23 protein-coding genes and 1 riboswitch are annotated in these 25943 nt (G+C 45.3%); of the genes, 20 read left to right on the top strand and 3 right to left on the bottom strand.

Features of this window, described 5'->3' with window-relative positions; all coding sequences use genetic code 11:
• The first annotated feature begins 1 nt into the window (after position 1).
• The 16 genes from proB (at position 2) to HNR50_RS01425 (ending at position 21462) form a co-directional block, all read left to right on the top strand.
• A complete protein-coding gene (proB, locus tag HNR50_RS01355) occupies positions 2 to 793 on the top strand; it encodes a glutamate 5-kinase (RefSeq protein ID WP_184742654.1) in 792 nt (263 codons plus the stop codon).
• Positions 794 to 849: 56 nt separating this feature from the next.
• Complete coding sequence (locus HNR50_RS01360) at positions 850 to 1590, top strand: GIN domain-containing protein (protein ID WP_184742656.1); 741 nt, start codon at positions 850 to 852, stop codon at positions 1588 to 1590.
• A 143-nt stretch (positions 1591 to 1733) separates the two neighbouring features.
• Positions 1734 to 3287, top strand: a complete 1554-nt coding sequence (locus HNR50_RS01365; protein ID WP_184742658.1) for a bifunctional metallophosphatase/5'-nucleotidase — start codon at positions 1734 to 1736, stop codon at positions 3285 to 3287.
• A gap of 107 nt (positions 3288 to 3394) precedes the next feature.
• Positions 3395 to 3491: riboswitch (purine riboswitch) on the top strand.
• Positions 3492 to 3605: 114 nt separating this feature from the next.
• Positions 3606 to 7337 (top strand): phosphoribosylformylglycinamidine synthase, encoded by a 3732-nt coding sequence (locus tag HNR50_RS01370; RefSeq protein WP_184742660.1) that lies wholly within the window; start codon positions 3606 to 3608, stop codon positions 7335 to 7337.
• Positions 7338 to 7351: 14 nt separating this feature from the next.
• Positions 7352 to 7831, top strand: coding sequence for a 5-(carboxyamino)imidazole ribonucleotide mutase (gene purE, locus HNR50_RS01375; protein ID WP_184742663.1), 480 nt, complete (start codon positions 7352 to 7354; stop codon positions 7829 to 7831).
• An 8-nt stretch (positions 7832 to 7839) separates the two neighbouring features.
• On the top strand, positions 7840 to 8532 hold the full coding sequence (gene purC / locus HNR50_RS01380) for a phosphoribosylaminoimidazolesuccinocarboxamide synthase (RefSeq protein ID WP_184744432.1): 693 nt from the start codon (positions 7840 to 7842) through the stop codon (positions 8530 to 8532).
• On the top strand, positions 8529 to 9908 hold the full coding sequence (purF, locus tag HNR50_RS01385; RefSeq protein ID WP_184742665.1) for an amidophosphoribosyltransferase: 1380 nt from the start codon (positions 8529 to 8531) through the stop codon (positions 9906 to 9908). Before purC ends, purF begins: the two co-directional genes overlap by 4 nt.
• Positions 9909 to 9918: 10 nt before the next feature.
• On the top strand, positions 9919 to 10911 hold the full coding sequence (gene purM, locus HNR50_RS01390; protein WP_184742667.1) for a phosphoribosylformylglycinamidine cyclo-ligase: 993 nt from the start codon (positions 9919 to 9921) through the stop codon (positions 10909 to 10911).
• Positions 10899 to 11483, top strand: coding sequence for a phosphoribosylglycinamide formyltransferase (gene purN / locus HNR50_RS01395; protein WP_184742669.1), 585 nt, complete (start codon positions 10899 to 10901; stop codon positions 11481 to 11483). Before purM ends, purN begins: the two co-directional genes overlap by 13 nt.
• Positions 11480 to 12727, top strand: coding sequence for a phosphoribosylamine--glycine ligase (gene purD, locus HNR50_RS01400; protein WP_184742671.1), 1248 nt, complete (start codon positions 11480 to 11482; stop codon positions 12725 to 12727). Before purN ends, purD begins: the two co-directional genes overlap by 4 nt.
• A 93-nt stretch (positions 12728 to 12820) precedes the next feature.
• Positions 12821 to 15568: a methionine synthase gene (gene metH, locus HNR50_RS01405; RefSeq protein WP_246433729.1), complete on the top strand. Its 2748-nt coding sequence runs from the start codon at positions 12821 to 12823 to the stop codon at positions 15566 to 15568.
• Positions 15568 to 16467, top strand: coding sequence for a vitamin B12 dependent-methionine synthase activation domain-containing protein (locus HNR50_RS22250; RefSeq protein ID WP_246433730.1), 900 nt, complete (start codon positions 15568 to 15570; stop codon positions 16465 to 16467). The genes metH and HNR50_RS22250 overlap by 1 nt, the downstream gene beginning before the upstream one ends.
• 142 nt (positions 16468 to 16609) lie before the next feature.
• Positions 16610 to 17449, top strand: a complete 840-nt coding sequence (gene pdxS / locus HNR50_RS01410) for a pyridoxal 5'-phosphate synthase lyase subunit PdxS (protein WP_425506737.1) — start codon at positions 16610 to 16612, stop codon at positions 17447 to 17449.
• Positions 17450 to 18031 carry a pyridoxal 5'-phosphate synthase glutaminase subunit PdxT gene (gene pdxT / locus HNR50_RS01415; protein ID WP_246433731.1) on the top strand — a complete coding sequence of 194 codons (582 nt, stop codon included), beginning with the start codon at positions 17450 to 17452 and terminating at the stop codon, positions 18029 to 18031.
• Positions 18032 to 18076: 45 nt separating this feature from the next.
• Positions 18077 to 19291, top strand: a complete 1215-nt coding sequence (locus tag HNR50_RS01420; protein WP_184742675.1) for a TMEM143 family protein — start codon at positions 18077 to 18079, stop codon at positions 19289 to 19291.
• 17 nt (positions 19292 to 19308) lie between these two features.
• Positions 19309 to 21462, top strand: a complete 2154-nt coding sequence (locus HNR50_RS01425) for a cation:proton antiporter domain-containing protein (protein ID WP_246433732.1) — start codon at positions 19309 to 19311, stop codon at positions 21460 to 21462.
• On the opposite strand, the gene HNR50_RS01430 is transcribed toward HNR50_RS01425, so the two are convergent.
• On the bottom strand, positions 21463 to 21903 hold the full coding sequence (locus HNR50_RS01430; RefSeq protein ID WP_184742677.1) for a MarR family winged helix-turn-helix transcriptional regulator: 441 nt from the start codon (positions 21901 to 21903) through the stop codon (positions 21463 to 21465). It abuts the gene before it with no gap.
• Positions 21904 to 22019: 116 nt separating this feature from the next.
• On the opposite strand from HNR50_RS01430, the gene HNR50_RS01435 reads away from it, so the two are divergent.
• Together HNR50_RS01435 and HNR50_RS01440 are read left to right on the top strand one after the other, a co-directional pair.
• On the top strand, positions 22020 to 22547 hold the full coding sequence (locus HNR50_RS01435; protein WP_184742679.1) for a cob(I)yrinic acid a,c-diamide adenosyltransferase: 528 nt from the start codon (positions 22020 to 22022) through the stop codon (positions 22545 to 22547).
• A gap of 146 nt (positions 22548 to 22693) precedes the next feature.
• Positions 22694 to 22963, top strand: coding sequence for a hypothetical protein (locus HNR50_RS01440; RefSeq protein ID WP_184742681.1), 270 nt, complete (start codon positions 22694 to 22696; stop codon positions 22961 to 22963).
• Here the strand turns inward: HNR50_RS01440 and HNR50_RS01445 are convergent.
• On the bottom strand, positions 22957 to 23733 hold the full coding sequence (locus HNR50_RS01445; protein ID WP_184742683.1) for a TrmB family transcriptional regulator: 777 nt from the start codon (positions 23731 to 23733) through the stop codon (positions 22957 to 22959). The genes HNR50_RS01440 and HNR50_RS01445 overlap by 7 nt on opposite strands.
• Before the next feature lie 205 nt (positions 23734 to 23938).
• Between HNR50_RS01445 and HNR50_RS01450 the strand changes: the two genes are divergently transcribed.
• A complete protein-coding gene (locus HNR50_RS01450; RefSeq protein WP_184742685.1) occupies positions 23939 to 24655 on the top strand; it encodes an alpha/beta hydrolase in 717 nt (238 codons plus the stop codon).
• Here HNR50_RS01450 and HNR50_RS01455 read toward each other — a convergent pair.
• Positions 24633 to 24905: a hypothetical protein gene (locus HNR50_RS01455; protein ID WP_184742687.1), complete on the bottom strand. Its 273-nt coding sequence runs from the start codon at positions 24903 to 24905 to the stop codon at positions 24633 to 24635. The genes HNR50_RS01450 and HNR50_RS01455 overlap by 23 nt on opposite strands.
• Positions 24906 to 25032: 127 nt before the next feature.
• Between HNR50_RS01455 and HNR50_RS01460 the strand changes: the two genes are divergently transcribed.
• On the top strand, positions 25033 to 25941 hold the full coding sequence (locus HNR50_RS01460) for a nucleotidyltransferase family protein (protein ID WP_184742689.1): 909 nt from the start codon (positions 25033 to 25035) through the stop codon (positions 25939 to 25941).
• The last annotated feature ends 2 nt before the right edge of the window (positions 25942 to 25943 follow it).

The following is a 25943-nucleotide window of genomic DNA, read 5'->3' on the forward strand; positions in this document are numbered from 1 at the left end:
AATGATATCGGAAACAATTCTGGACAGTAAAAAAATCGTAATCAAGATAGGATCAAATACTCTGTCCGACGGTGAAGGAATGCTGAACAGAGATTTCTTCATGAATTTTACCTCACAGGTTAAACGGCTTACCGATATGGGAAAGCAAATCATAATCGTTTCATCAGGAGCGAGAATTGCCGGCGTATCGACGCTGGGAAAATGGAAGAGAAAAGAGGATTTGCACTACAAACAGGCTCTCTGTGCCATCGGTCAGGTGGAATTAATGGACTCTTTCCGGCGTTCTTTCAAAGAAGAAGACCTTCTGATCGGACAGATACTGGTTACACGAGATGACTTGAGTGATCCCGGCAGGACCGTTTATATTCGGAACACACTTTTCACATTAATTGACGAAGGCGTTATTCCCATAATTAATGAGAATGACAGCGTCAGCGTCGATGAAATCAAAATAGGTGATAACGATAATCTCGCCGCTCTTATCGCCAATCTCTGGAATGCCGATCTGCTGATTCTGCTCAGCGATATTGACGGGGTTTACGATAAAAACCCCAAAGAACATGATGATGCGGTTATCCAGGAGACGATCACCGATATAGCGAAGCTGAGAAGGGAGATCTCATTCGGAAGCAGCGGAAGTTTCGGTACCGGCGGAATCCGCACTAAAATCGAAGCTGCTGAAAAGGTGACGCAATACGGCATACCTATGATCCTCGCTTGCGGAAAACACGAAAACATTATCAGCAGTCTAATCGATAAAAAAGAAAAAGCATCGCTGTTTCTTCCCGGATAGTGACATTTCCCTTCGTCTCCGTTGTTTCATAAATAAGTGAATCGCGGAGGTTGAACATGAAAAAAAATATTTGGGCTTTATTACCCTTTCTGTTACTATTGTCTGGATGTTATTTTTATTTTGAAGGAATATCCGGTTCCGGAAGGTTGATAACCAGCACCTATTATATAAGCGGGTTTTCGGCAGTTGAAGCTGATGATTCTTCAATGGTCAATATCACTTATGGAAATTATTACAGTGTTTCCGTCATTTGCGATGACAATCTGCTGCCATATATCGACATTTACAGTGATGGTTATACCCTCCATGCGGGATTGATCGGAGGATACTCCTATCTGAACAACACATATACCGTCAATATAACCATGCCGGTGTTAAGATCTGTTAAGGCGGATAATGCTTCAGATGTCCAGGTTTCAGGTTTTACTCTCACCACTCGACTTGACTTAATCCTTACCGGTGCGTCCCGTATGAATGTGTATCTGACAGATGCCGATGTTCTTTCCCTGATGACTGATGGTTATTCCAAAGCCGAAATCCATTCTGTTTATCCTTTAAGCAGGGTTTACCTGAACTGCAGTGAAGCTTCCTCTGTCGATCTGAGGGATATGCTTTGCGCATACGGGGAAATTGACATAAGAGACTCTTCGTCTGTAAAAATCAATATGATCGATCCTGTTTATGAATCCTTCGGATTGATCGGGCAGGTCTGCCGGGCATCAGTTCTCTATTATCGGGGCCCTCAGGGACCGGGACCGATTCTTTTTACAGAGGGATCTTCACTGGTTTACTACTGACAGGTTGAGCCTTTGTCTGACATAAATGTGAATTTTTGAACATTTTCCTAATAAAAGTCTGATAAACTGATAAAATTCCAATGAAAAACTTGACGGGTCACTCAAGGTGATTCATCATTATTAAGAATCTAAAGGAGGATATCTTGAATATCAAAAAGTTTTTTACGGTTTTTATCATTGCAGCTGTAATGATGGCTGTCGGTTGTGCTTCCGGTCCAATAGCACCGAAAGATGAAGAACAGCATCTGGTCATTCTCAACACAAATGACCATCACGGACATCCCGTGGCATTTTATGACTATCCTGCAGACGGTATGGGCGGCCTTCCCGCCAGAGCCACTTTTGTAGACGAAGTCAGAGCATCAAATCCCAATGTTCTCGTTGTCGATGCAGGGGACTTCAATACGGGTAGACCCGAGTCAAATTTCTTCAAGGCTGAAGCGGACATAATCGGTTACAATATGATCGGATATGATCTGTTGACTATGGGAAACCATGAATTTGATAACGATTTTGCCACCATGCAGGAACAGATTGCCAAATCTGAATTCCCCTGGCTCTGTGCGAACGTTGTCAACGAAGACGGTAGTTACATCGAAAATGTTCAGCCCTACATCATCAAAGAATATCCCACTTTCAAAGTGGCTGTTCTCGGTCTTATGACCAAGGAAACTGAACAGACCGGTAACCCGGCTAACGTCGGAGGATACAAATTCCTCGATGGTGTTGAAGTGGCAAAAGAACTGGTTCCCAAACTTCAGAAGAAAGCTGACATTGTTATCGCTGTCGTTCACATGGGAATTTACGACGAAACAGAAGGTTCCATGCGTCTCGCGAAAGAAGTACCGGGAATCGCTATGATCGTCGATGGTCACACTCACACAAAAACAGAAGAGCCTGTATGGGTGAAAAATGACGTAACAGGGAAAGATGTTGCAGTCGTTTCTTCTAAGCACTGGGGTCTCTTTGTTGGTAAAACTGATCTTTCATTTATGAACGGTGAAGTGACTGGTCTCGATTTCGTTCTCCAGCCCATCAACTCTGAAACTTATGAAGGTAGAGCCGATATTCAGGCCGCTATGGATAGCTATGTCAATAAAGTAGACGCCGTTCTCAGCGAAGTTATCGGAACAGCGACTGATGTATTCCCCAATGATAATACCAGAAAGATGGAAACAGCTCTCGGTGATATCGTTACAGATTCCCAGAAATGGTTTATCGAAAACCAGGGTATGGAATGTGATTTCGCTTTCCAGAACGGCGGTGGAATCAGAGCTACGCTGGCAGACGGCGAAATCCAGAAACAGACTGTTTACGAAGTTCTGCCTTTTGATAATTCCATCGCTCTCATCGAGCTGAAAGGATCAGATGTAATCGCCCTTTTTGATAAAGCGGCAACAAACATCGGAGCCGGAGCTATGGCTCAGGTTTCTAAAGAAGTGAAATTCGTTATCGATTCCGCTTCCCAGACTGTAGCGGAACTGAAAATCAATGGAGCACCTGTTGATCCCGGCAAAGTATACAAAGTCGCTCTCAACTCCTACCTCGCGGCAGGCGGAGACGGATACGGCATGCTTAAAAATGCGGTTTCCTACTACGACACTTCTCTGATGCAGAGAGATGCTTTTATCGATTATGTTATTCATCTTGGAGGAACAATTTCTCCCATGACTGATGGACGTATCACAATCAAATAATTGCAGAAAGTCTGATATTCTGCGTTTAAAAGGACTGCCTTCCGGGGCGGTCCTTTTTTTTGAAAAAGACCGATAGCGAGTTGAATATATATTTTTTCTATGGTAATTTGACCGCGAAAAACAAGGCTCGTATAATCTTCCGATCGGGGAAGAGTTTCTACAAACCACCGTAAATGGTTTACTATGGGCGGAATATTTTTTCTCGGTTAAATCCTTTCCGTAATATATTTACGAGAGAGTCCGGTATTAATTTTTCCGCACTTCAGTGGGAATATTGCCGGGCTTTTTTTAATTATAACCGGGAGGAAAATCCTGCATATGGATCGAAGACGGATTTACGTCAGAAAGAAAGAGGGTTTCAATCTTGAAGCCGGAGAGCTTAAAAAGGATCTGAGGGATTCCCTCCGTATAAACGCCCTGGAAAACGTAATCATTTACAATATCTACGAGATATCCGGGCTCGATGAAGGCCAGTTCAACGAAGGACTGGCCGGTGTTTTTTATGAAGAACCGGTTGATGAGATTTTCTTTGAATCCCCATCTCTCGATGCCCCCTGTTTCGCAGTGGAATACCTTCCGGGACAGTTTGATAACCGGGCCGATTCTGCTGAACAGTGTCTTCATCTTAAATTCGGAGATTGGAATGGTTCCGTGAAAACCGGGAAACTTCTTGTGTTCCGTGGTATCGGACAATCAGATCTTGAAAAGATTAAATCATACTACATCAATGATCTGGAAATGAGGGAGAAGGACCTATCGATTATACAGGGGCTCGAAGAAGCTGACAGCCCCGATTCCATACCCTCAATAGAGGGTTTGATCGACGCAGCAGACGATGAGATACCGGAATGGCATGCTTCTCTCAATCTGGCAATGACCGCTGCCGATTTGAAATTCTGCCGCGATTATTTCAGGGATGAGGAAAAGCGCAATCCTACGGAAACAGAATTGCGGGTGCTTGACAGCTACTGGTCGGATCATTGCCGCCATACGACTTTTGAAACAGAAATAGAGAATATTGAATACGGTACCGGAGAATTTAAAACGCTTCTGGAAAATACCTTTCAGGAATATTTGAACAGCAGGAAAAAGACCGGCCGTGAGAATAAGCCCGTATCCCTTATGGATCTGGCGACAATTTCCATGCGAGAAATGTTCAGTTCGGGAGAGCTGGATGACCTGGACAAGTCTGAAGAAATCAACGCCTGCAGTCTTAAAGTTCCTGTAAAAACAGAAAATGGTGAAGAGGACTGGCTGGTTATGTTCAAGAATGAAACCCATAACCATCCTACTGAGATAGAGCCTTTCGGCGGGGCTTCAACCTGTATCGGCGGAGCTATCCGGGACCCCCTATCCGGCCGTTCCTATGTCTACCAGGCTATGAGAGTTACAGGCAGTGCGGACCCCACTGTTCATATCGATGAAACTATGGAAGGAAAACTTCCCCAGAAAAAAATAACAACCGGAGCCGCCCACGGCTACAGCTCATACGGAAACCAGATAGGACTCGCCACATCCTACGTCCGTGAGATTTACGATGAAGGTTACAAAGCCAAGAGAATGGAAGTCGGAGCCGTTGTGGGGGCGGCACCGGCGGTCAATGTAATTCGTGAAACTCCTGTCAAGGGCGATGTCGTCATACTTCTCGGAGGAAAAACGGGACGGGACGGGATTGGCGGAGCCACAGGGTCTTCCAAAGAGCATACCACGGAGTCTCTCGATACGTGTTCGGCTGAAGTCCAGAAAGGCAATGCCCCGGAGGAAAGAAAAATACAGAGACTCTTCCGAAAGAAAAAAGTGACATCTCTTATCCGTCGCTGTAATGACTTCGGCGCCGGAGGTGTTTCTGTTGCCATCGGTGAGCTGAGTCGGGGACTTCAGATCAATCTCGATAAAGTTCCTGTCAAATATTCGGGACTGAACGGCACAGAGCTGGCCATTTCTGAATCCCAGGAGAGAATGGCTGTCGTCGTGCACCAGAAAGACGCCCGACAGTTTATCGCCTACGCTGACGAGGAAAATCTTCAGGCTGTCGAAGTCGCTGTAATTACAGATAATGACAGGCTTGTTATGACCTGGAAAGGGGAGACGATTGTCAATCTCAGCAGAAGATTCCTCGATACCAACGGTGTGAGAAATAAGGTTGATCTGACGGTTGCGCCTGTGGCGGAAGAGAAGCCCTTTGCCGTTCAAGTTACGGGTTCAACTTTAGTCGAGAAGTTCTCAAACAACCTTAAAACATTAAATAACTGTTCCCAGAACGGACTGTCCGGCATGTTTGACTCGACAATCGGCAGCGGTACCGTTCTTCTCCCTTATGGTGGCAAATTTCAGAATACGGAAAATGAGTGTTCTATTCATAAAATCCCCGTGGGAGTTGAAGGCAGCTCTACCTGCAGCGCCATGTCATACGGATATAATCCGGTTATTTCCAGATGGAGCCCTTTCCACGGAGGTGCCTGGGCAATTGTAGAATCTCTGACAAAACTGGCGGCTTCCGGAGCTGATCCACTTAAAGCCCGATTATCTCTTCAGGAGTACTTCAGAAAACCCGGCACTGATAAGGAAGCATGGGGGGAGCCTTTTTCCGCTCTTCTCGGCGCCTATTATGTTCAGAACAAATTGCGAATTCCTGCTATCGGAGGAAAAGACAGCATGTCGGGTACTTTTCACGATTTAACCGTACCGCCAACGCTGATTTCCTTCGCATTGTCCACAATGGAATCACAGATGGTGATTTCGTCGGATTTCAAACGGAGCGGAAACCAAGTCTACCTCCTTGAACTTCCGGTCCGGAAAGACGGTATGCCTGATCTGGATAAGCTTAAAAACAATTTTGAGCTCTTTCGTAAACTGGCGGGTAAGGGAATCGTTTTCTCAGCTGCCAGCATTAGACAGGGAGGTCTCGCAGAAGCTGTTGCCCGAATGAGTTTCGGCAATAAGACCGGTTTTACTTTCTCTGATACGGCGATTGAAAAAAATATGTTCGATCTCTCCTATGGCTCCATTCTTTTTGAGACATCGCATATCCTCGATTTCAAGGAAGCAAAACTCATTGGAAAGACTGTCCGTGGCTCAAAAATCACTTTTACAGATGGAACATCTATAGATGTCGATGCGTTGATTGATGAGTGGCGAAAACCTCTCGATAAGGTTTTTCCTCATTTCCATAGTGAAGAATCGAAAGAAACTACGCTGGATAAGCGGGATTCATCCTTAGTGGCAAATAGAAGAAGATCTGTTACGAAAAGTGCTGAACCAAAAGTCGTCATTCCTGTTTTCCCCGGTACAAACTGTGAGTTTGACAGCTCTAATGCCTTTATCAGGGCGGGAGCTCAGACCGTCACTCCCGTTTTCAGAAATGCCGATTCCAAAGCCATCGGAGAATCGCTTGAAGAGCTGAAGGCTCAGATTGATGGTTCGCAGATCCTCTTTCTTGCAGGAGGATTTTCCGCTGCCGATGAGCCGGACGGATCGGGAAAATTCATAACTTCAATTCTGCAGAATCCCATGATCAGTGATGCCGTCATGTCACTTCTCGATAGAGACGGACTGATTCTGGGAATCTGTAACGGGTTTCAGGCTTTAGTCAAAAGCGGACTTCTTCCTTTTGGACAAATCGGAGTTCAATCAGCGGAATCAGCAACCCTCTATAGAAATCAGATAAACAGGCACGTTTCCAAAGTCGTCACAACCAGAACGGCATCGGTCAATTCTCCCTGGCTTGCGGGAATTCAAACGGGAGATCTTCACAGTATTCCGGTATCACACGGTGAAGGCCGTTTTATGGCTGATTCCGATGTTATCGGAAGATTGTTCCAGAACGGTCAGGTAGCATTTCAGTATTCCGATTTCGAAGGAAATCCCACAATGGATCCCCGTTTCAATCCCAACGGTTCTGTTGAGGCGATTGAGGGAATCATTTCACCCGATGGGAGGATCCTTGGGAAAATGGGCCATTCAGAAAGAACCGGCAGAGATGTTCTAAAAAATATAAGCGGCAACAGAGATCAGAAAATCTTTGAGAGCGGCGTGAAATATTTCAGTTAATTAAAGGGGTAATTATGAAAGCGGCTATTATTTTCGGTAGCAAGTCCGATACGGACAAAATGCGGGGTGCGGCAAAGTGCTTCAAAGAATTCGGTGTTGAATATGAGGCATATGTCCTCTCAGCCCATAGAGTTCCCGAAAGGCTGGTTGAAGTTCTGAAAGATCTTGAAGAAAGAGGCTTTGAGGCTATTGTGGCAGGGGCGGGGCTGGCGGCTCATTTGCCGGGGGTTATCGCGTCTAAGACGACTCTTCCTGTTATCGGAGTCCCCCTGGAAGCGGCACTCGATGGCATGGATGCGCTGCTCTCAATCGTGCAGATGCCTAAATCAATTCCGGTTGCCACGGTTGGTATAAATAATTCATATAACGGGGCTATGGTCGCCGTTCAGATTCTGTCTGTAAAATATCCAGAGATTAAAGAGAAACTTGTGAATTTCAGAAAAGAGATGAAGGAAAATTTCCTGAGAGACAACGGGGAGGTTGTAGAACTGTGAGCGCTGTAATGTATGAAGGAAAAGCCAAACAGGTTTTTCAGACTGAAAATGAGAATGAGGTTCTGATCCGTTACAAGGATGACGCGACGGCGTTCAACGGAGAAAAAAAAGGTCAGATTATCGGAAAGGGTGAAATCAACAACAGTATCACATCCATCCTCTTCACTTTGCTCGAGGAAAAGGGAATAAAAACCCATTTCATTAAGAAGATAAATGAAAGAGATCAGCTCTGCCGCTCTGTCGAAATCGTTATGGTAGAAGTGATAGTCAGAAATATCATTGCCGGCAGTATGGCCAAAAGAGTCGGAATCGAAGAGGGAACTGTCCCCCCCAATACGATTTTTGAAATCTGCTACAAAAATGATGATTTCGGAGATCCTCTTATCAATGATCATCACGCTGTAGCCATGGGACTGGCAACATATGATGAGTTGAACACGATTTATGATATGACAGCTAAGATTAATGAAATCATGAAGGCTTTTTTTGACGATCTGGGGATTACCCTGGTCGACTTCAAGCTGGAATTCGGCAGAACAAAAGATGGAGAAATCATTCTGGCTGATGAAATCAGCCCCGATACATGCCGTCTCTGGGATAAAAAGACCGGAGAGAAACTGGACAAGGACCGCTTCAGAAGAGATCTCGGAAATATTGAAGGCGCATACAAAGAGATTCTCAGCAGGCTGGGGGGAAAATGAATCAGAGAGAACTTCCTGATAAGATGGAAGAGGAGTGTGGCGTTTTCGGGATCTTTTCGCCCGATAACGATCAGATCGGGAGCCTGACTTATCTCGGGCTTCTTGCTCTTCAGCACAGAGGACAGGAAAGCGCGGGCATCTCCGTCGTTCAGGGTGACACGATCACAGGCCATAAGGATATGGGGCTCGCCGCCTGGGTATTCAAGGATTACGATCCGGCTTCCCTGACCGGATCTGTATCGGTCGGACATGTTCGCTATTCCACTTCCGGAGACAGCTGTGTAGAAAATGCTCAGCCTCTTGAAGCCCACTGCAAGCTGGGATCTCTGGTCATCGCGCACAATGGGAATCTGATCAATGCAGACATTATCCGCTCTCTTCTGGAAGACGGTGGAGTTCTCTTTCAGACAAGCAGTGATTCGGAAGTTCTCATGAGCATGATAGCCCGCGGGGCCTCCAAAGGTTTTGAAAAAGCCGTTGTGGATGCCATCAGCGCGGTTAAAGGATCTTATGCGCTTATCATTTCACTGGATAATAAGCTTATCGGAGTCCGGGATCCCTACGGGATCAGGCCATTATGCATAGGAAAATCGGGAGACAGCTGGTTTCTCTCTTCCGAATCCTGTGCTCTCGATGCTGTTGATGCGGAATTCGTTCGCGATGTAGAACCCGGTGAGATTGTCGTTATAGATGAGAACGGTCTCAATTCCATATCCCATGACAAAAATAACAATCTGACCACCTGTGTCTTCGAATACATTTATTTCGCCCGGCCCGATTCCGTGATCGACGGAATCGATGTGTACGATTTGCGGTCAAAATGCGGAGAAGCGCTCTATAAAGAATACCCCGTAGATGCCGACGTTGTCGTCGGCGTTCCCGATTCCGGCATCCCGGCGGCTCTGGGGTATTCTCAGGCTTCGGGAATTCCCTATGCGCAGGGATTTATCAAAAACCGTTATGTGGGACGGACTTTCATTTCTCCTACACAGGAGATCAGGGAAAAAGCCGTATCTCTGAAGCTCAATGCGGTGAGAAGCCTCGTGAAGGATAAAAAAGTCCTTCTCATCGACGATTCGATAGTGAGAGGAACGACGAGCCGCAGAATGGTAAGGAAACTGCGGCAGGCAGGAGCTAAAGAGGTGCATATCGGCATTGTTTCTCCGCCTGTGTCCGATCCCTGTTATTTCGGGATCGATACGCCCAACCGCGAAGACCTGATAGCCAATAAAATGAGTAATGCGGAAATCTGCGATTCTATCGGAGCGGACAGCCTTCAATATCTCAGTCTCGAAGGATTGCTGACGGCTCTCGGCCGGAAAGACGGTTTCTGCCTGGGATGTTTGAACGGGATTTATCCCATTTCCACAAGATAAGAGAGGACTTATGATTACCTATAAAGACAGCGGAGTTGATAAAGAAGAGGGCTACAGAGCTGTAGACCTGATCAAGGAATCGGTCAGAAAAACCCAGGGACCGGAAGTACTCAACAGACTGGGCGGATTCGGTTCTCTATACGAACTTGGCAAATACGAGAATCCCGTTCTGGTTTCCGGAACAGACGGCGTTGGAACAAAACTGGCTGTCGCCCTGGATAAAAAGGTGTATGACACTGTGGGGATCGACTGTTTCGCCATGTGCGCCAATGATATTCTCTGTCATGGAGCCAGACCTCTGTTCTTTCTGGATTATATAGCCTGCGGAAAACTGGAGGCGGATGTCTCTTCGCAGATTGTAAAAGGCATTACAACGGCTTGTCTTGAGTCGGGAACAGCTCTTGTAGGCGGCGAAACAGCTGAAATGCCCGGTTTCTATAAGGATGGCGATTATGATGTGGCCGGTTTCTGTGTGGGTGTTGCGGAAAAAAGCAAACTGACGGGACCGGAAAAAGCTGTTGAGGGAGATGTCGTTATCGGCATTGCATCCTCCGGTGTTCACAGTAACGGATTCAGCCTGATCAGAAAGCTGGTGAAAAATCTCGATGAGGATTTTCACGGTGAGCCGGTCTGGAAAGAACTGATAAAACCGACAAGGCTCTATATAAAGCCTGTTCTCTCGCTTCTTGAAAAATACGATATACACTCTATGGCTCATATCACCGGTGGCGGCTTGAGAGAAAATGCGCCCCGCTCCGTAGCGGAAGGTCTGGGGATCGAAATCGATCGTGATAAAATCGTCATTCCCGATATATTCCGTTATCTTGAAAAGAAAGGCGTGCCCCATGAAGACATGTGGAACACTTTCAATATGGGAATCGGGTTTCTTCTTGTCGTTCCCGAAAATGAGGTTGATGATATACTTTCCGATCTTTCCGCATTTTCCATGGACGCTTCAGTTATCGGCAAAGTGATTAAGGGAGAACGGTTTTGCTTCGCGTAGCTGTTCTTATTTCAGGCGGCGGATCAAATCTGCAGAGTCTGATTGATTTTGCCCGGACAGAGTATAATGCGGGATATGAAATAGTTACAGTCATTTCCGATCGTCCCGCAGAAGGACTGGCAAGAGCAGAGAAAGCCGGAATTCAGACTCATCTTCTCGACCGGAAAAAAGGTATGAAGGTCCTGGCTGAAAACATTGACAATTTGCTTGAAAACACGATCGACTACATTGTTCTGGCTGGATTCCTCTCCATTCTCGATCGCTCATTTATTGAAAAATGGAAAAACAGAATCATTAATATTCATCCGGCACTTCTTCCCGATTTCGGCGGTAAGGGCATGTACGGCATGAATGTTCATAGAGCCGTACTGGCTGCGGGAGCTGAAAAGTCCGGTTGTACTGTTCATTTCGTCGACAACGGAATTGATACAGGCGAAATAATCAGTCAGATGAGCCTGGATCTTGATAAAATATGGAACGCGGAACAACTGCAGAAGGAAGTCCTCAAACTGGAGCACAAGCTTCTTCCGCAGACGCTTCATCTTCTGTGCACAAAAGGGAGTGGAAAATGAAAATACTTATAACCGGTGGCGGAGGACGTGAACACGCCCTGGCAGTAAAGCTGGTGGAAAATCCTGAAGTGGAAACTATTTTCTGCGCTCCGGGAAACGGCGCAACGGCGCTTATGGCCAAATGCAGAAATATAGATGAAGGAACTCCTGAAGAACTCGCTTCCTTCGCTCTTCGTGAAGGCGTTGAACTGACTGTACCCGGAGCTGAGGATCTGTTGGTAGCGGGAATAGCTGATACTTTTAAGAAGAAAAATCTGAAAATTTTCGGTCCTCACAAAGCGGCCGCCATGCTGGAAGGAAGCAAGAGCTTTGCCAAAGACTTTATGAAAAGGCACGGCATTAGAACAGCTGCCTATGAGACTTTCACTTCCTCTGAAAAGGCTCTTTCCTACGTGGAAACTGCTCCGCTGCCCGCTGTTGTCAAAGCAGATGGTCTTGCGGCAGGTAAAGGCGTTATCATCTGCGCGACCCGCGAAGAGGCTGTCAAAGCGGTTAAGGATATTATGGTGAATAATTGCTTCGGAGAAGCGGGAAATTCTGTCGTTATAGAAGAATTTCTGACAGGAGTTGAAGCTTCCATTCTGTCGGTATTTGACGGAAAGAAGATTACGCCTTTCATTTCAGCCAAAGATCATAAAAAAATCGGAGAAGGAGAGACGGGGCTCAACACTGGCGGAATGGGTGTAATAGCTCCCAATCCCTATGTGACTGATAAAATCTTCAATGATTTCAGAGACAATATCATGCTTCCGACGGCAGCGGGGTTGATTGCCGATGATCTTTCTTTTTCCGGCATCATTTTCTTCGGACTCATGATAAATGAAAAAGGTGTCTATCTGCTTGAGTACAACCTGCGGATGGGAGATCCGGAAACTCAGGCAGTCCTCCCACTGCTCAAAACCGATCTTCTGGAGATCATCGATAAAGCTATGGACAAAGGTCTTTCGGAAGAAGATCTCGAATGGAGCGGGAACTGCTCCTGTGCCGTTGTTCAGGCTTCTGGTGGATATCCGCTGGAATATGCCAAAGGATATGAGATCTCCGGAATTAACAACGATGATATTGTCTATATCAGCGGTGCTCAGCTGAAAGATGGAAAGCTGCTGACTTCTGGAGGCCGGGTTCTGACAGTGGTCGGAATGGGGGCCGATGCGGAAAGCGCCAGAACCGAAGCTTATGGACTGATCGATAAAATCCACTTTACCGATCAATATTATCGAAAAGATATTGGAACAAATCTCTAGTTCCTATAAAATGTCTTCAATTAAAAAATTGCTCCTTAATGGAGCTTTTTTTTTCTTCCGGTATGATAATGTGTTTATTAAAGGAGTTCAGTCATGGATAGAAGTGCGAAAATCAGAGAATTGATGCAGGAGAAAATCCTCTTTCTCGACGGAGCCACCGGGACTATGCTCCAGTCTAAAAAGCTGAAGGAAGAGGATTTCAGGGGAGAGCGGTTTGCATCGCATAAAACGAACCTTTTCGGAAATAACGATATCCTGAATTTGACGAGACCCGATGTCATAAGCGAACTCCATCTCTCATTCTTCAATGCCGGAGCGGATATTGTCGAAACAAATACCTTTAACGGAACAGCTCTTTCACAGGCCGATTACGGTACGCAGAATGCTGTTTACGATATTAACTTTCAGGGCGCCAGGATCGCCTCTGAAGCTCGGGACCAATTTGAAAAAGATAATCCCGGTTCAATCAAATTCGTAGCCGGTTCTGTAGGGCCCACATCAAAAACTCTTTCGCTTTCACCCAAAGTTGAAGATCCCGGATACCGCGCAGTAACCTATGATGAAGTGGAGCAGGCTTTTGTCACCCAGATTACCGGTCTTGTTGACGGGGGGAGTGATTTATTACTGATAGAAACGGTATTTGATACTCTTGTCTGCAAAGCGGCCATCAGCGCTGCTGAGAAGGTTTTCACCGATAAAGGAAAAAAACTCCCGATAATGATTTCGGGAACCATCAGCGACAGCAGCGGAAGGATTCTATCCGGTCAGACAGCTGAAGCTTTCTGGTATTCGGTGGCTCATGCCAAACCGCTGACGATCGGCCTCAACTGCGCTCTCGGTGCAAAGGATATGGAAGATCATCTGAAAGTTCTCTCGCGTATTGCAGATTGCGGAGTCAGTACCCATCCCAACGCGGGGCTTCCCAATGAACTGGGGGATTATGACGACACCCCGGAAGTCATGGCTTCCTACATCGAGCGTTTTGCCAGAGGCGGACTGATCAATATCGTCGGGGGATGCTGCGGATCGACACCCGATCATATTCGTGCCATCGTCAAGGCGGCGGAAAGTTTCGCTCCGAGAAAAATTGAAAAAAAGAAGAGGCAGTCGGTCTTCTGCGGACTGGAACCGTGCATCATCGATGAAAATTCCCTGTTTGTTAATGTGGGAGAGCGGACCAATGTAACGGGTTCAGCAAGATTTAAAAAACTCATTACCGAAGGAGTCTATGAGACAGCGCTCGATGTAGCCCGGAAACAGGTTGAAAACGGAGCTCAGATTATCGATATCAATCTGGACGAGGCGATGCTTGATTCCGTAAAAGAAATGCGAACGTTCCTCAACCTTCTGGCTTCGGAACCGGATATCGCCAGAGTTCCCGTTATGGTTGATTCAAGCAACTGGGATGTACTCCATCAGGGACTCAAATGCCTTCAGGGAAAAAGCATTGTCAATTCCATCAGCCTGAAAGAAGGGGAGGAGACTTTTCTCGAAAGAGCCAGGATAATCCGCAGCTTCGGAGCGGCAACTGTCGTTATGGCTTTTGATGAGAAAGGGCAGGCCGATTCCCTGGTTCGAAAAGTGGAAATCTGCAAAAGAGCCTACAGGCTTCTTGTCGAAAAAGCGGACTTCCCTCCTGAAGATATTATTTTCGACCCCAATATCTTCGCCATCGCCACTGGTATGAAAGAACACGACAATTATGCTGTCGATTTTATCGAAGCTGTCAGGCAGATCAAAAAGGATTGTCCCGGGGCGTTGACAAGCGGTGGTCTGAGTAACGTATCTTTCTCGTTCAGGGGAAACAATCCATTGCGAGAGGCCATTCACTCGGTTTTCCTCTTTCATGCCATAGAGGCGGGTCTTGATATGGCAATCGTCAATGCAGGGCAGTTGACGGTGTACGATGAAATCCCTGCCGATCTCCTCAGGATAGTCGAAGATGTCGTCCTCAATCGTGTCCCAGATGCCGCCGAGGTTCTTCTCGAGGCGGCTGGCGATTTCAAGGAATCGGCGGGTAAAGAGGAAAACACCCTCCAATGGCGTTCGGAATCTGTTGAAGAGAGACTGACTCATGCTCTGGTGAAAGGAATTACCGAGTTTATAGATAAGGATGTGGAGGAATGCCGACTGGCTTCAGCCAATCCGATTGATGTTATTGAAGGACCGCTTATGAGGGGCATGTCCCAGGTCGGCGATCTCTTCGGCAGCGGAAAGATGTTTCTGCCCCAGGTCGTTAAAAGCGCCAGGGTTATGAAAAAAGCGGTCTCCATACTCCTGCCTTATATAGAAGAAGAAAAAACCGGGGCGCAGGGATCAAGCCGGGGAAAAATCATTATGGCTACGGTCAAGGGAGATGTCCACGATATCGGTAAAAATATCGTCGGCGTTGTCCTCCAGTGCAATAATTTCGAGGTAATCGATCTCGGCGTTATGGTTCCACAGCAGGATATTATTAAAGCAGCGATTGAACACAAAGCCGACATTATCGGGGTCAGCGGCTTGATAACGCCCAGTCTTGAGGAAATGCGTGTCCTGGCGGAAGATCTCGATGAAGCGGGCATGTCCCTCCCTCTTATGGTCGGTGGAGCGGCAACATCACCTATACACACAGCAGTCAAGCTCACTCCTTCCCGAACCGGAGGAGTCGTTATCCATTCCGGAGATGCATCCGACGCCGTTTACACGGCATCCATGCTGCGAAGTGATAAGGTCGAGTCGTTTTTACTTGAAAAAGCTGAATCCCAGGAAAGGGAAAGAGAAAAACACAGAAACAAAAGCGGAGATCAATCCGCAAAAATGCTTTCTTTTAAAGAGGCGCGCAAAAAAAGGATTCGCTGATGAACTTACCTGTTAAAACCGGACTGACTATATTGAAAAATCTTCCTTTGGAAGAAGTCGTAAAAATGATCGACTGGAAAATGTACCTTGTCACATGGGACTTCAGAACGAACGAAGCCCGGATGTCAAAGGAGGCCGATGAGCTCCTGCGGGACAGTCGTATACTTCTGGACCGGGTTGTCAAGGAAAGCCTACTTTCCATAGACGGAGCCGTCAGGATCGAAAAGGCCCGAACGGTCGATTATGATGATATCCTTCTCTATGATGATAAAGAAGCGCCGATTATGGTACTTCCCATGCTGCGCCGTCAGATTCCCAGAATGGGACATTGCCCCTCTCTGGCTGATTACATAGTTTCAGAAGATAATGAGCCCTCAGAGCCGGGTCTCGATGATTACATGGGCTTTTTCGCCGTCACGTCTTCGAAAAACCTGGAAGAAGCTCTGAAGCTTTTTCCGGAAGATGATCTCTACAGTCCTCTGCTGCTCAAGTCTCTTGCCGACCGTCTGGCCGAAGCCGGAGCGGAGTACATCCATTCAAAAGTAAGACGTGAGATCTGGGGATATGAAAAGGGCAGAGAATTATCTCCCGATGAAATGCTGAAAGAAGCCTATCAGGGGATACGGCCTGCCCCCGGATATCCCTGTTGTCCCGATCATACGGGAAAGCAGGATATCTTCGATCTTCTCGAAGCAGAAAAGAATCTGGGAATAAGCTTGACCGAATCCTATATGATGCAGCCTGCCGCTTCCGTATGCGGTTATATCTTCGCTTCGGAAAAAGCCAAGTACTTTCCTGTAGGAAAAATCGGGGAGGATCAGCTTGAATCCTATGCCCTGCGGAAGGGGATGGATCAGAGGGAAATCCGCCGCTGGCTCTCTGTCAATCTCAATGACTGAAATAGATATAGACTATGTATGACAATTGCGTTATCTTAAAGCAAACAAAAATTATTACGCGGAAAAGGTGAAAAATATGAGTGAAAAACTATGGTCACAGAGACAGAGCGCTCAGTGGAAAAAGAATGTGGGGCTCGCCGAAATGCTCAAAGGCGGCGTCATCATGGATGTCGTCAATGCCGAGCAGGCAAAGATTGCCGAAAACGCCGGTGCGGCTGCAGTCATGGCTCTTGAGAGAGTTCCCGCCGATATAAGAAAAGACGGCGGCGTTGCCAGAATGTCCGATCCGAAAATGATAAAGGAAATCCAGGAAGCCGTCAGCATTCCCGTCATGGCTAAAGCCAGAATCGGTCACTTTGTTGAAGCCAAAATTCTGGAAGCCCTTGAGATCGACTTCATTGATGAAAGTGAGGTTCTTACCCCTGCTGATGATCAGTACCATATATATAAACACGATTTTCAGGTTCCCTTTGTCTGCGGCTGCCGGAATCTCGGCGAAGCTCTGAGAAGAATCGGCGAAGGAGCCGCTATGATCAGAACTAAAGGAGAAGCCGGAACGGGAGATGTTATCGAGGCGGTACGCCATATGAGAACCCTCAAGGACGGAATCCGCAAAATACAGAATATGCCCAATGATCAGCTTATGACAGAAGCACGCGATCTCGGCGCTCCTTTTGAGCTCCTTCTCGAGATCAAGGAAACGGGAAAGCTCCCCGTACCGAACTTTTCCGCCGGCGGAGTGGCAACTCCGGCTGATGCCGCTCTGATGATGCAGCTTGGAGCGGAATCGGTATTTGTCGGTTCGGGAATCTTCAAGTCCGATGATCCCGCAAAACGGGCTAAAGCTATCGTGGAAGCGGTAACCTATTACAACGACTACAAGAAACTGGCAGAAATTTCCGAAGATCTCGGTGCTCCCATGGTTGGAATTAACTGCGATCATCTGATCGATAACGAAAAATTTGCCGGAAGAGGCTGGTAATTGGCTGGTTTGACAATAGGTGTTCTGACTCTCCAGGGTGGTTTTGACAAACATATGCAGACCCTGGAAAAGCTGGGGGTTAATCCTGTCAAAGTTCGGGAAGCCGGAGAGCTGAATGCCATTGACGGTCTTATCATTCCCGGAGGTGAGAGTACGACGATCATACGTCTGCTCAGAAACTTCGGGATTTATGATCGGCTAAGAGAAAAAATATTGCAGGGATTGCCTGTCTTCGGGACCTGTGCCGGAATGATTCTTCTATCCCGTGGAATCGATTCCCATCCCGAACAGGAGACTCTGGGCCTGATGGATTACCGTGTCTCACGCAATGATTACGGCCGTCAGATCGATAGTTTCGATGCAAAATTGATAATTAAAGGACTGGGAGATGATCCTGTGCCGGCTGTTTTTATCAGAGCGCCCAGGATTACCGAAATCGGATCCACTGCCGAAGTGCTTTCCGAGTATGAAGATTCCCCCGTTCTGGTCCGTCAGGGCCATATGCTGGCAGCCAGTTTCCATCCGGAACTGACAGAAGATATCAGAGTCCATAAACTGTTTCTATCTATGATAGAAGGCTAGATAAGATCCGCTCACCGCAGCGGATCTCTTTTATAAAAGGGTTAAATGATGAACGGTGCAAGAGAGAGAAGAAGATATATTCCCTGCCGGAAAAGAGATATAATCGATCTTCTTATGAGGGACATGGATGATAAAGAATCCTTTTCCCGGTTCAGTACCATACTCGCAAGCATATTTCACTTTCAGTTCCACAGAGATCTGGAAACTCTTAAAGATGTTTATTATCCAATAAATCCCGATATTCCCTCTTTCGAAAAAAGTGATTCTGATAGCGTGAATCATGCCAATCGTATACTAATGGAAACTTTGAGAAAAGTTCTCGATAAAGCCAATTACGATCCGGTTACATCCGAACAGATAAAAGAAGCTTATGAAAATACAGCTGCCGTAGGTTTTTCACTGGATATTCAAATGGACAACTACAGTTTCCTGGAAGTATACGCCAGAGGAAGACGAAAAGATCTGATTACAGCTAAAAAATGGCTCGGACTGAAAAAAATTATCAGTGAACACATCATTCTGGAAAGGGTTTTACTGGCAGTCAGGATGAAAGAAGGAGTTCCGTCGGAAATTCCGGAAGGAAAAACCATTATCAAGTTATTCAAGGATGTTCCCCTGGAAGATCTCGAGATTCTCTTTCCCAATTCTAAAGTCGTAATGAGTCTGAAAGATAAACTGATGCTGGCTGTTCCGGCTATTGCCGGAGGCGTTCCTCTTATCATCAGCAAAGTTGTTCCGGCTTTGATTGTCATCTTTGCCGTACTCGGTGCATATCTGGGATATAAAGGAACTGTAGAAGAAGATCATCTTAAACAAGCTGTAGCCGCCTTATCAGCTATGGGGGCCCTGGGTGGTTATATTGTCAAACAGATCAGCAAATATAAGACGAGAAAATTTCAGTTCCAGAAAGAACTGAGCGATAACCTCTATTTCCGGAACCTTGTTAATAATGCCGGTGTATTTCATTCCCTTATCGATTCCGCTGAAGAAGAGGAAGTCAAAGAGGCTTTGCTTGCCTACGTTTTTCTTTCCCGGTCCGAAAAGCCTATCTGTGAAGCTGAACTGGATTCGGAAATCGAAAAATGGTTGAAGGAAAATTTAAAACAGGATATTGATTTTGAATGTCCCGATGCCCTGGCTAAACTTGAAAAACTGGAATTGCTCCGCAAGGATCAAGATGGCAGATTATCGGTCGTTTCCTATTTTGAAGCATTGAGAAAACTTGATTATCAATGGGATAACTATTTTAAATACAATTAGGCAATATGGGGTCCTGAATGAATAAAATCAAACTAATCATAATAATTTCATCTATCATGCTTATTTCTCCGCTTGCTGCCGAAGCGGGTGAATCGGCGGAACTGACCCATGCCATGACCAGTCTGGTTTTCCAGCTTGGACTGATTATTTTTGCTGCGCGGCTCGGCGGGAAATTATTCAGGAAACTTAAACTCCCGGTGGTTCTGGGAGAGCTTGTCATCGGTATTCTCATCGGCCCTTATCTGCTCGGAGGTATTCCTCTTCCCGGATTTGCCGAAGGACTTTTCCCTCTGGTTGCCGATCAGTCTATACCTGTTTCCCGGGAACTATACGGATTCAGTACCATTGCATCCATCATACTTCTTTTTATTGCCGGTCTGGAGACTGACCTTTCTCTTTTTCTGAGATACAGTCTGAAGGGGTCAATAATCGGGCTGGGCGGAATCGTTCTTCCCTTTATACTGGGAAGTTCCGTGGGAATGTTTTTCCTTCACAAACCTTTTATGGATTCGCAGGTTCTGATGCTGGGACTCATCGGAGTGGCAACTTCTGTGGGGATCTCCGCAAGAATCCTTTCCGAACAGAGGAAAATGGATTCACCGGAAGGTGTGACTATACTGGCTGCGGCCGTTATAGATGATGTTGTGGGTATAATTCTACTGGCTATCGTCCTCGGAGTTATCTCGATCGTTTCAGACGGGCACGGAGGCTCTCTCCCCTGGGGAGACATAGCTCTGATTGCGGCTAAAGCCATAGCAGTCTGGCTTGGCTTTACAGCGGTTGGCCTTGTTTTCGCCCGGCACATAAGCCGTTTTCTCAAGTCGTTCCGTAGCGTAACTGTTTTTTCCATTCTTTCCCTGGGGTTAGCTTTAATTCTTTCAGGCATATTTGAGCAGGCCGGCCTGGCTATGATAATCGGAGCTTATGTTATGGGACTGACTCTGTCAAAAACAGACATCAGCTTTGTCATTCAGGAACATCTCCATTCCCTCCATGAGTTTTTTGTACCCATTTTCTTTACCGTTATGGGTATGCTTGTAAATGTTAATGCTCTCCTGTCATGGGAAGTTATTATAATAGGTCTTATTTACTCTGCGGCTTCTATTGGGGGAAAAATAATCGGAGGCGGTATCCCTTCGCTTTTTCTGCATTTCAATAAAACAGGTGCTCTGAGGATCGGTCTGGGGCTCGTCCCCAGAGGCGAAGTGGCTCTTATCATAGCCGGGATCGGCCTCTCAACTGGTTACCTCAGTGAGGAAATGTTCGGAGTGGCTGTTCTCATGGTGTTAATGACCATCCTGATTGCCCCTCCCTTACTTGAGAAAGCTCTTAAAAGAGAAACGCGAGGTACAAGGGATGAGCTTGCCGACAGCAATCTGACGACGACTGTTTTTGATTATCCTTCTCAGGAAATGACAGATTTCCTTATTACGAAAATTCTTCTGGAGATGAAAGAAGAGGGATTCTACATTCATTCCATGGAAGCAGGAGAACGGATATACCAGATGAGGAAAGAGGAAATATTTTTAACAATGACCGTTTCGGAGAATGCTCTTTCCATAACATCTCAGGTTTCGGAAGTCGGTTTTGTAAAAACACTCGTTTACGAATCTTTGTTAAAGCTTCATGAAACGGTCAACAAGCTGAAAAATACATCCAAACCCGAATCATTGCAAAAAGATTTGTCCGAAGAAACGGAAGCTGCTGCATTCGACCTTTTCAAGTACATTGATTCTTCCTGCCTCACATATAATCTGAAAAGTACCGAAAAAGAAAAAATCATCAACGAACTGATAGATATCCTCATAAAGGCCGGCAAACTGAGGGATCCCGAAGAATGCAGAAAAGCTGTTTTTGAAAGGGAAGCGACGATGAGCACGGGAATGCAGCACGGCATAGCGCTTCCCCATGGAAAAAGTACAGGTGTTGATTCGTTGTGTGCCGCTGTCGGAATCAGTAGAAAAGGGGTGGACTTCGGTTCAATAGATGGAGAACCCAGTCATATATTCATATTGATAATTTCTCCGAAAAATACTTCGGGACCGCATATTCAATTTCTCTCGTCGATCAGTGCTATTCTCAACAACCCGGAGGCCAGGAATGCCCTTTCCCGATCCGGATCGAGAAAGGAACTCATGGCCAATCTCAAAACTTATTCGTCAAGAAAATAATCAATCGGGAAATTTCCCTGCAATTTTGTAGATGAAGCTGATGGATTCAATGAATTTCTTTTTTTCTTCTTTAGATACAGCAGATAGCTTACGGTTAATATTTTCATTAATCTCCGAAATGGCTTCTTCGTAGATTTTCATTCCGGAATCAGTCAGATGTATACTGACTTTTCGACGGTCATCGGTATGTCGCTCACATAGTACATAGCCGAGTTTCGTCAGAGAATCGATTATAATAGAAAGATTCCCTTTGGTTATGCCCATGCGTTTCCAGATTTCCGTCATATGGGAACCGTTAAAAGTACCAATGACGATAATCGTTTTATGCTGGGTCTTATTGAGTTTGTACTGCTCGTAAACTCCCTGGAACTCCTTAAAGAAAAAATTGTCCAGCATGGGAAGTATTTCGATGAAAATTCTTGTCAATTCCTGTTCTTTCATATCTAATAACCCTTGTTATTTCTATTTTAATTTATTTGATTATAAATTAGTAATAATATACAAATATTTTTTTAATATTTTTAACAAAATGAAAGATGATGCAGGCAGGTTCTGAGATGAAAGGGTATATTCATAATTATACTGGAGCGGGTAAAGGTAAAACGACATCTGCTTTGGGGTTGGCTTTAAGGGCACTGGGAACAGGAAAAAAAGTCTGTATAATCCAGTTTTTTAAAAACGGTGATTTCAGCGAGATTAAAGCTTTGAGGCAATTGAAAACCATTTACAAAGAAAATCTTTTTTTTACACAGGCAGGCGCTGAAAGAGAGCTGTTTGCCGACATTACAGCTCAGGATCGTATTGCCGCGCGACATGGAGAGGAACAGTTTTTCCATTTGCTGGAGACGGGCGGATTCGATTTGTTTGTTCTGGATGAAATAAATACCGCCTCACATTACGGATTGATCGATCCTGTAAAATTTCTGAAAAATATTGAAAAATCCGAAAAGCCCAGCGAAATCGTGATGACCGGGCGTTATGCGCCTCTATGTTTTCTGGATGCGGCCGATCTCGTCACGGAGATGAAAAAAAAGAAACACTATGCAGAGAAAGGTGTCATGGCCAGAGAGGGTATTGAGTTCTAAATAAGGTATAAAATACCGATAAGCGGTAAAATTTGCCAGGTTAAGAGACTTTTTCTGTTCTGTTCTTCTATAAATTCGGCTTTTTAAAATATGGCACAGTACTTGCATTATTTCTCATGAAAAACAAAATAATTGGGAGTTTAAATATGTTAGAACTGTTTATTGTAGCTGGAGCTGTTTTTTTCGGAGGAATATACCTGTTCAAATTCCTGTTTTTTTTACTGGGACTCTTGCTTTCCGGTGTGGGATTTGCCATAAAAGCCCTTATCACAATTGTACTGGGAATTGTCTTTTTTCCTGTGATTATGGTTCTCGCAGGCGGACTTCTATCAGGTGGTCTCGTCGTTTTTATTCTGGCAGGAGCTCTCATAAGCGCACTTAGCCGTAAGAATGCCAGACAGAGCGCATACTACTGATTTTCCTGAAGAGTTCCCAGGAGAATATCCTTTTCTATAAGGTCCTTACGGTATTTTTCACGGAGCTTGAGTAGATAGATGTCCTGATGTATATGTTCCGAGACGATGGAGACCATTAGCGGATTATCCGTATATGTTCCGATTACCTCTCCATCGTTAATGGAACTGCCTATGAGCGAAGTCTGACGATCTACAACCATCATCATGCGCACTTCTTCCGATTCACTGGGTCTTATGGAATTGTAATAGTATTCAATCGGAAGTTTCCCGGGATTCAGGTCGGCAAAGGAGAAAACGATTATACGGACCCCTTTTTTCTCAAGGGTTTCAAATTCCTTTGAGAAGAGATTTAAATCCATGCAAATGTTTATATATACTTCTTTTTCTGCAGAGAGAAGAAGCTGTTTAGCCTTATCAAGAAAATTATCGATTCCCCGGATATTCAGATAGTATGTCTTATCCTCATCCTTGTTCAATTCTGAAAGTTTGTTCTTTAAAAAATCAGCAGAATTGCTGAATGTCTTCTTCAGGTTCTCAAAAAGTAGACCCGGTTCTTCGGCTTTATATGTTTTTGATTCAGCCTGCAGAAGATAGACGATAGCTCTGCTATAGAGGTTTTCAAGAGCGGAATAGACGGAGGAACGGGAAATATTCAGATCTTTGGCAATCTGAGAACCGTTTCTGGCACCTTTCTGCACAAGATTCAGATAGACTGAAGCTTCTGTCCGTGTAAAACCGAATTTTTCTAAGGACTTGATTATTTCGCTCATACTTTCTCCGTGGTATCCTAATCTAGAACAGACCATAAGGTCTGTCAAGAAGCGAGATCGTTTAATTATTGACAGTGAAGGACTTGGTTTTATTTTCAAATATCTCTGTGAACTATCTTCGTGATCGATTTCGTACAAATAGACACAGCTATTCCCGAGGACTTTCCCGGTATGCATGTGACAGGAATCTCAGTATAATATAACCATGAAAAAAGCCATTATTCCTATTCTCATTTTTGTTCTTTTTACATCCTGTTCCTATCAGGCCCTGACTGATGGTTATGTTATGCCTGAAAAAACAACTGTCGAGGAGATCGATGGTGTCTTTCGGGTCATGCCGCAGTGTTACGATATGGATGAAGCTATGGTTTTCTATCCGGGAGGCCTGGTCGATCCGGAAGCCTATATCCCCCTGGCAGCTGAAATGGCCCATACATTGAAAATGGTTGTGTTTATTCAGAAAATGCCTCTGGATCTGGCTGTACTGGGAAGTAACAGAGTAGAAGCCATTCTGGAAAAATATTCCTATATAAAAAACTGGTATTTTTCGGGACATTCTCTGGGAGGTGCAATGGCTGCATCCTGGATTTATGATAATCCAGATAAGTTTAAGGCTTTGATACTTTTGGGCGCTTATCCCATTGAAAAGAAACCGCTTAACCAGTCGGGAATCAAAGTTTTATCCATCAGGGGATCAAAAGACGGCCTGGTCAGTTCCGAAGAATTGACTGAGAGCAGAGAAAATTTACCTTCAGACAGTCGTTTTATAGAGATAAAAGGCGGCAATCATGCTCAGTTCGGAGTATATGGAAAACAGAAAAAAGATAATGATGCCGATATTTCTCCGGAAGAACAAAGAAGAGAAGTTATTGTTGAAATTCAAACTTTTCTAGACGAAATCAATCCCCGAAGAGTTTATTGAAAGCATCGACGGCAGTCTTATTTTCCTTTTCCTCTTTCGATTGTCTGCCCAGACGGAAAAAATCGCAGTAATTGGATCTGTCCTTATCTCTTACGGCATCGGGAATAGATTCCCTGCAATCCCAGTGACTTCCTTCAGAGTAAAACTCGCAGTTGTAACAGATTTTCAGATCCTTTCCGCATTCGGGACACTCCGATGACCTGTAAACCGGCGGCACTATTTCTGTACCGCAAAAATAACAGTTAGCCATGGGAGAATACTACCCCCATATCTTCTTCTTGTCCACCGAGGCTATTTGTTGAATAATTCAATTTCATATTGGAAAGATGGGGTCAAACAGTTTAAGATAAAAAAAAATAATAATGAGGTATGAAAAAATGAAGCCAGTTCTGGTAGTCATGGCCGCCGGTATGGGAAGCCGTTACGGCGGAATAAAGCAGATTGAACCTGTCGGCCCGAATGGAGAAGCCATAATTGATTACTCCATATACGATGCTGTACGATCGGGGTTTTCCGAGGTCGTGTTCATAATCCGTAAAGCCATAGAAGAAGATTTTAAAAAATATATAGGAAGCCGTTTTGCTGATAAAATAAAGGTCACATACTGTTTCCAGCAATTGGATTCTCAGCTCCCCGATGGATTTGTGATACCGGAAGGACGTGAAAAACCTTGGGGTACGGGTCAGGCGGTACTTTGCGCGAGAGATGTTGTGAATGCTCCTTTTGTCGTTATTAACGCCGATGACTTTTACGGTTCCGATGCTTTTGCTAAAACAGCTGAGTATCTCAGGGAAATTCCTTCGGACTCTATGGAATTCGCCATGGCCGGCTATCCCATAGTCAACACCTTATCTGACTACGGTTCCGTGTCCAGAGGAATTTGCGCAGTCGATGAAAACCTGTTTCTCTCTTCGATTGAAGAACATGTGAAAATCAGTCGCGAAGGTAACCGAATTGTTAGTCGCCAGCCGGGAGAACCCGAACTGGAATTGACCGGTAGCGAAACCGTGTCCATGAATTTCTGGTGCCTAACACCAAAAGTCTTCGATTACCTCGATACATATTTTAAGGATTTTCTGAAAGAAAAAGGACGGGAACTCAAGTCCGAAATCTATCTGCCCATAGTTCTGGGAGATATGTCTGATAAAGGGGACTGTTCAGTAAAAGTCATTAAAACAGAATCGGACTGGTTCGGTGTCACCTACAAGGAAGACAAACCTCTGGTAGTAGAAAGCATCTCCGGACTTATCAAGTCGGGTGTGTATCCTTCTCCTCTCTGGAAATAAAT

The sequence above is a fragment of the Spirochaeta isovalerica genome, assembly GCF_014207565.1.
In the GTDB taxonomy this organism is placed as follows: Bacteria; Spirochaetota; Spirochaetia; order DSM-2461; family DSM-2461; genus Spirochaeta_F; species Spirochaeta_F isovalerica.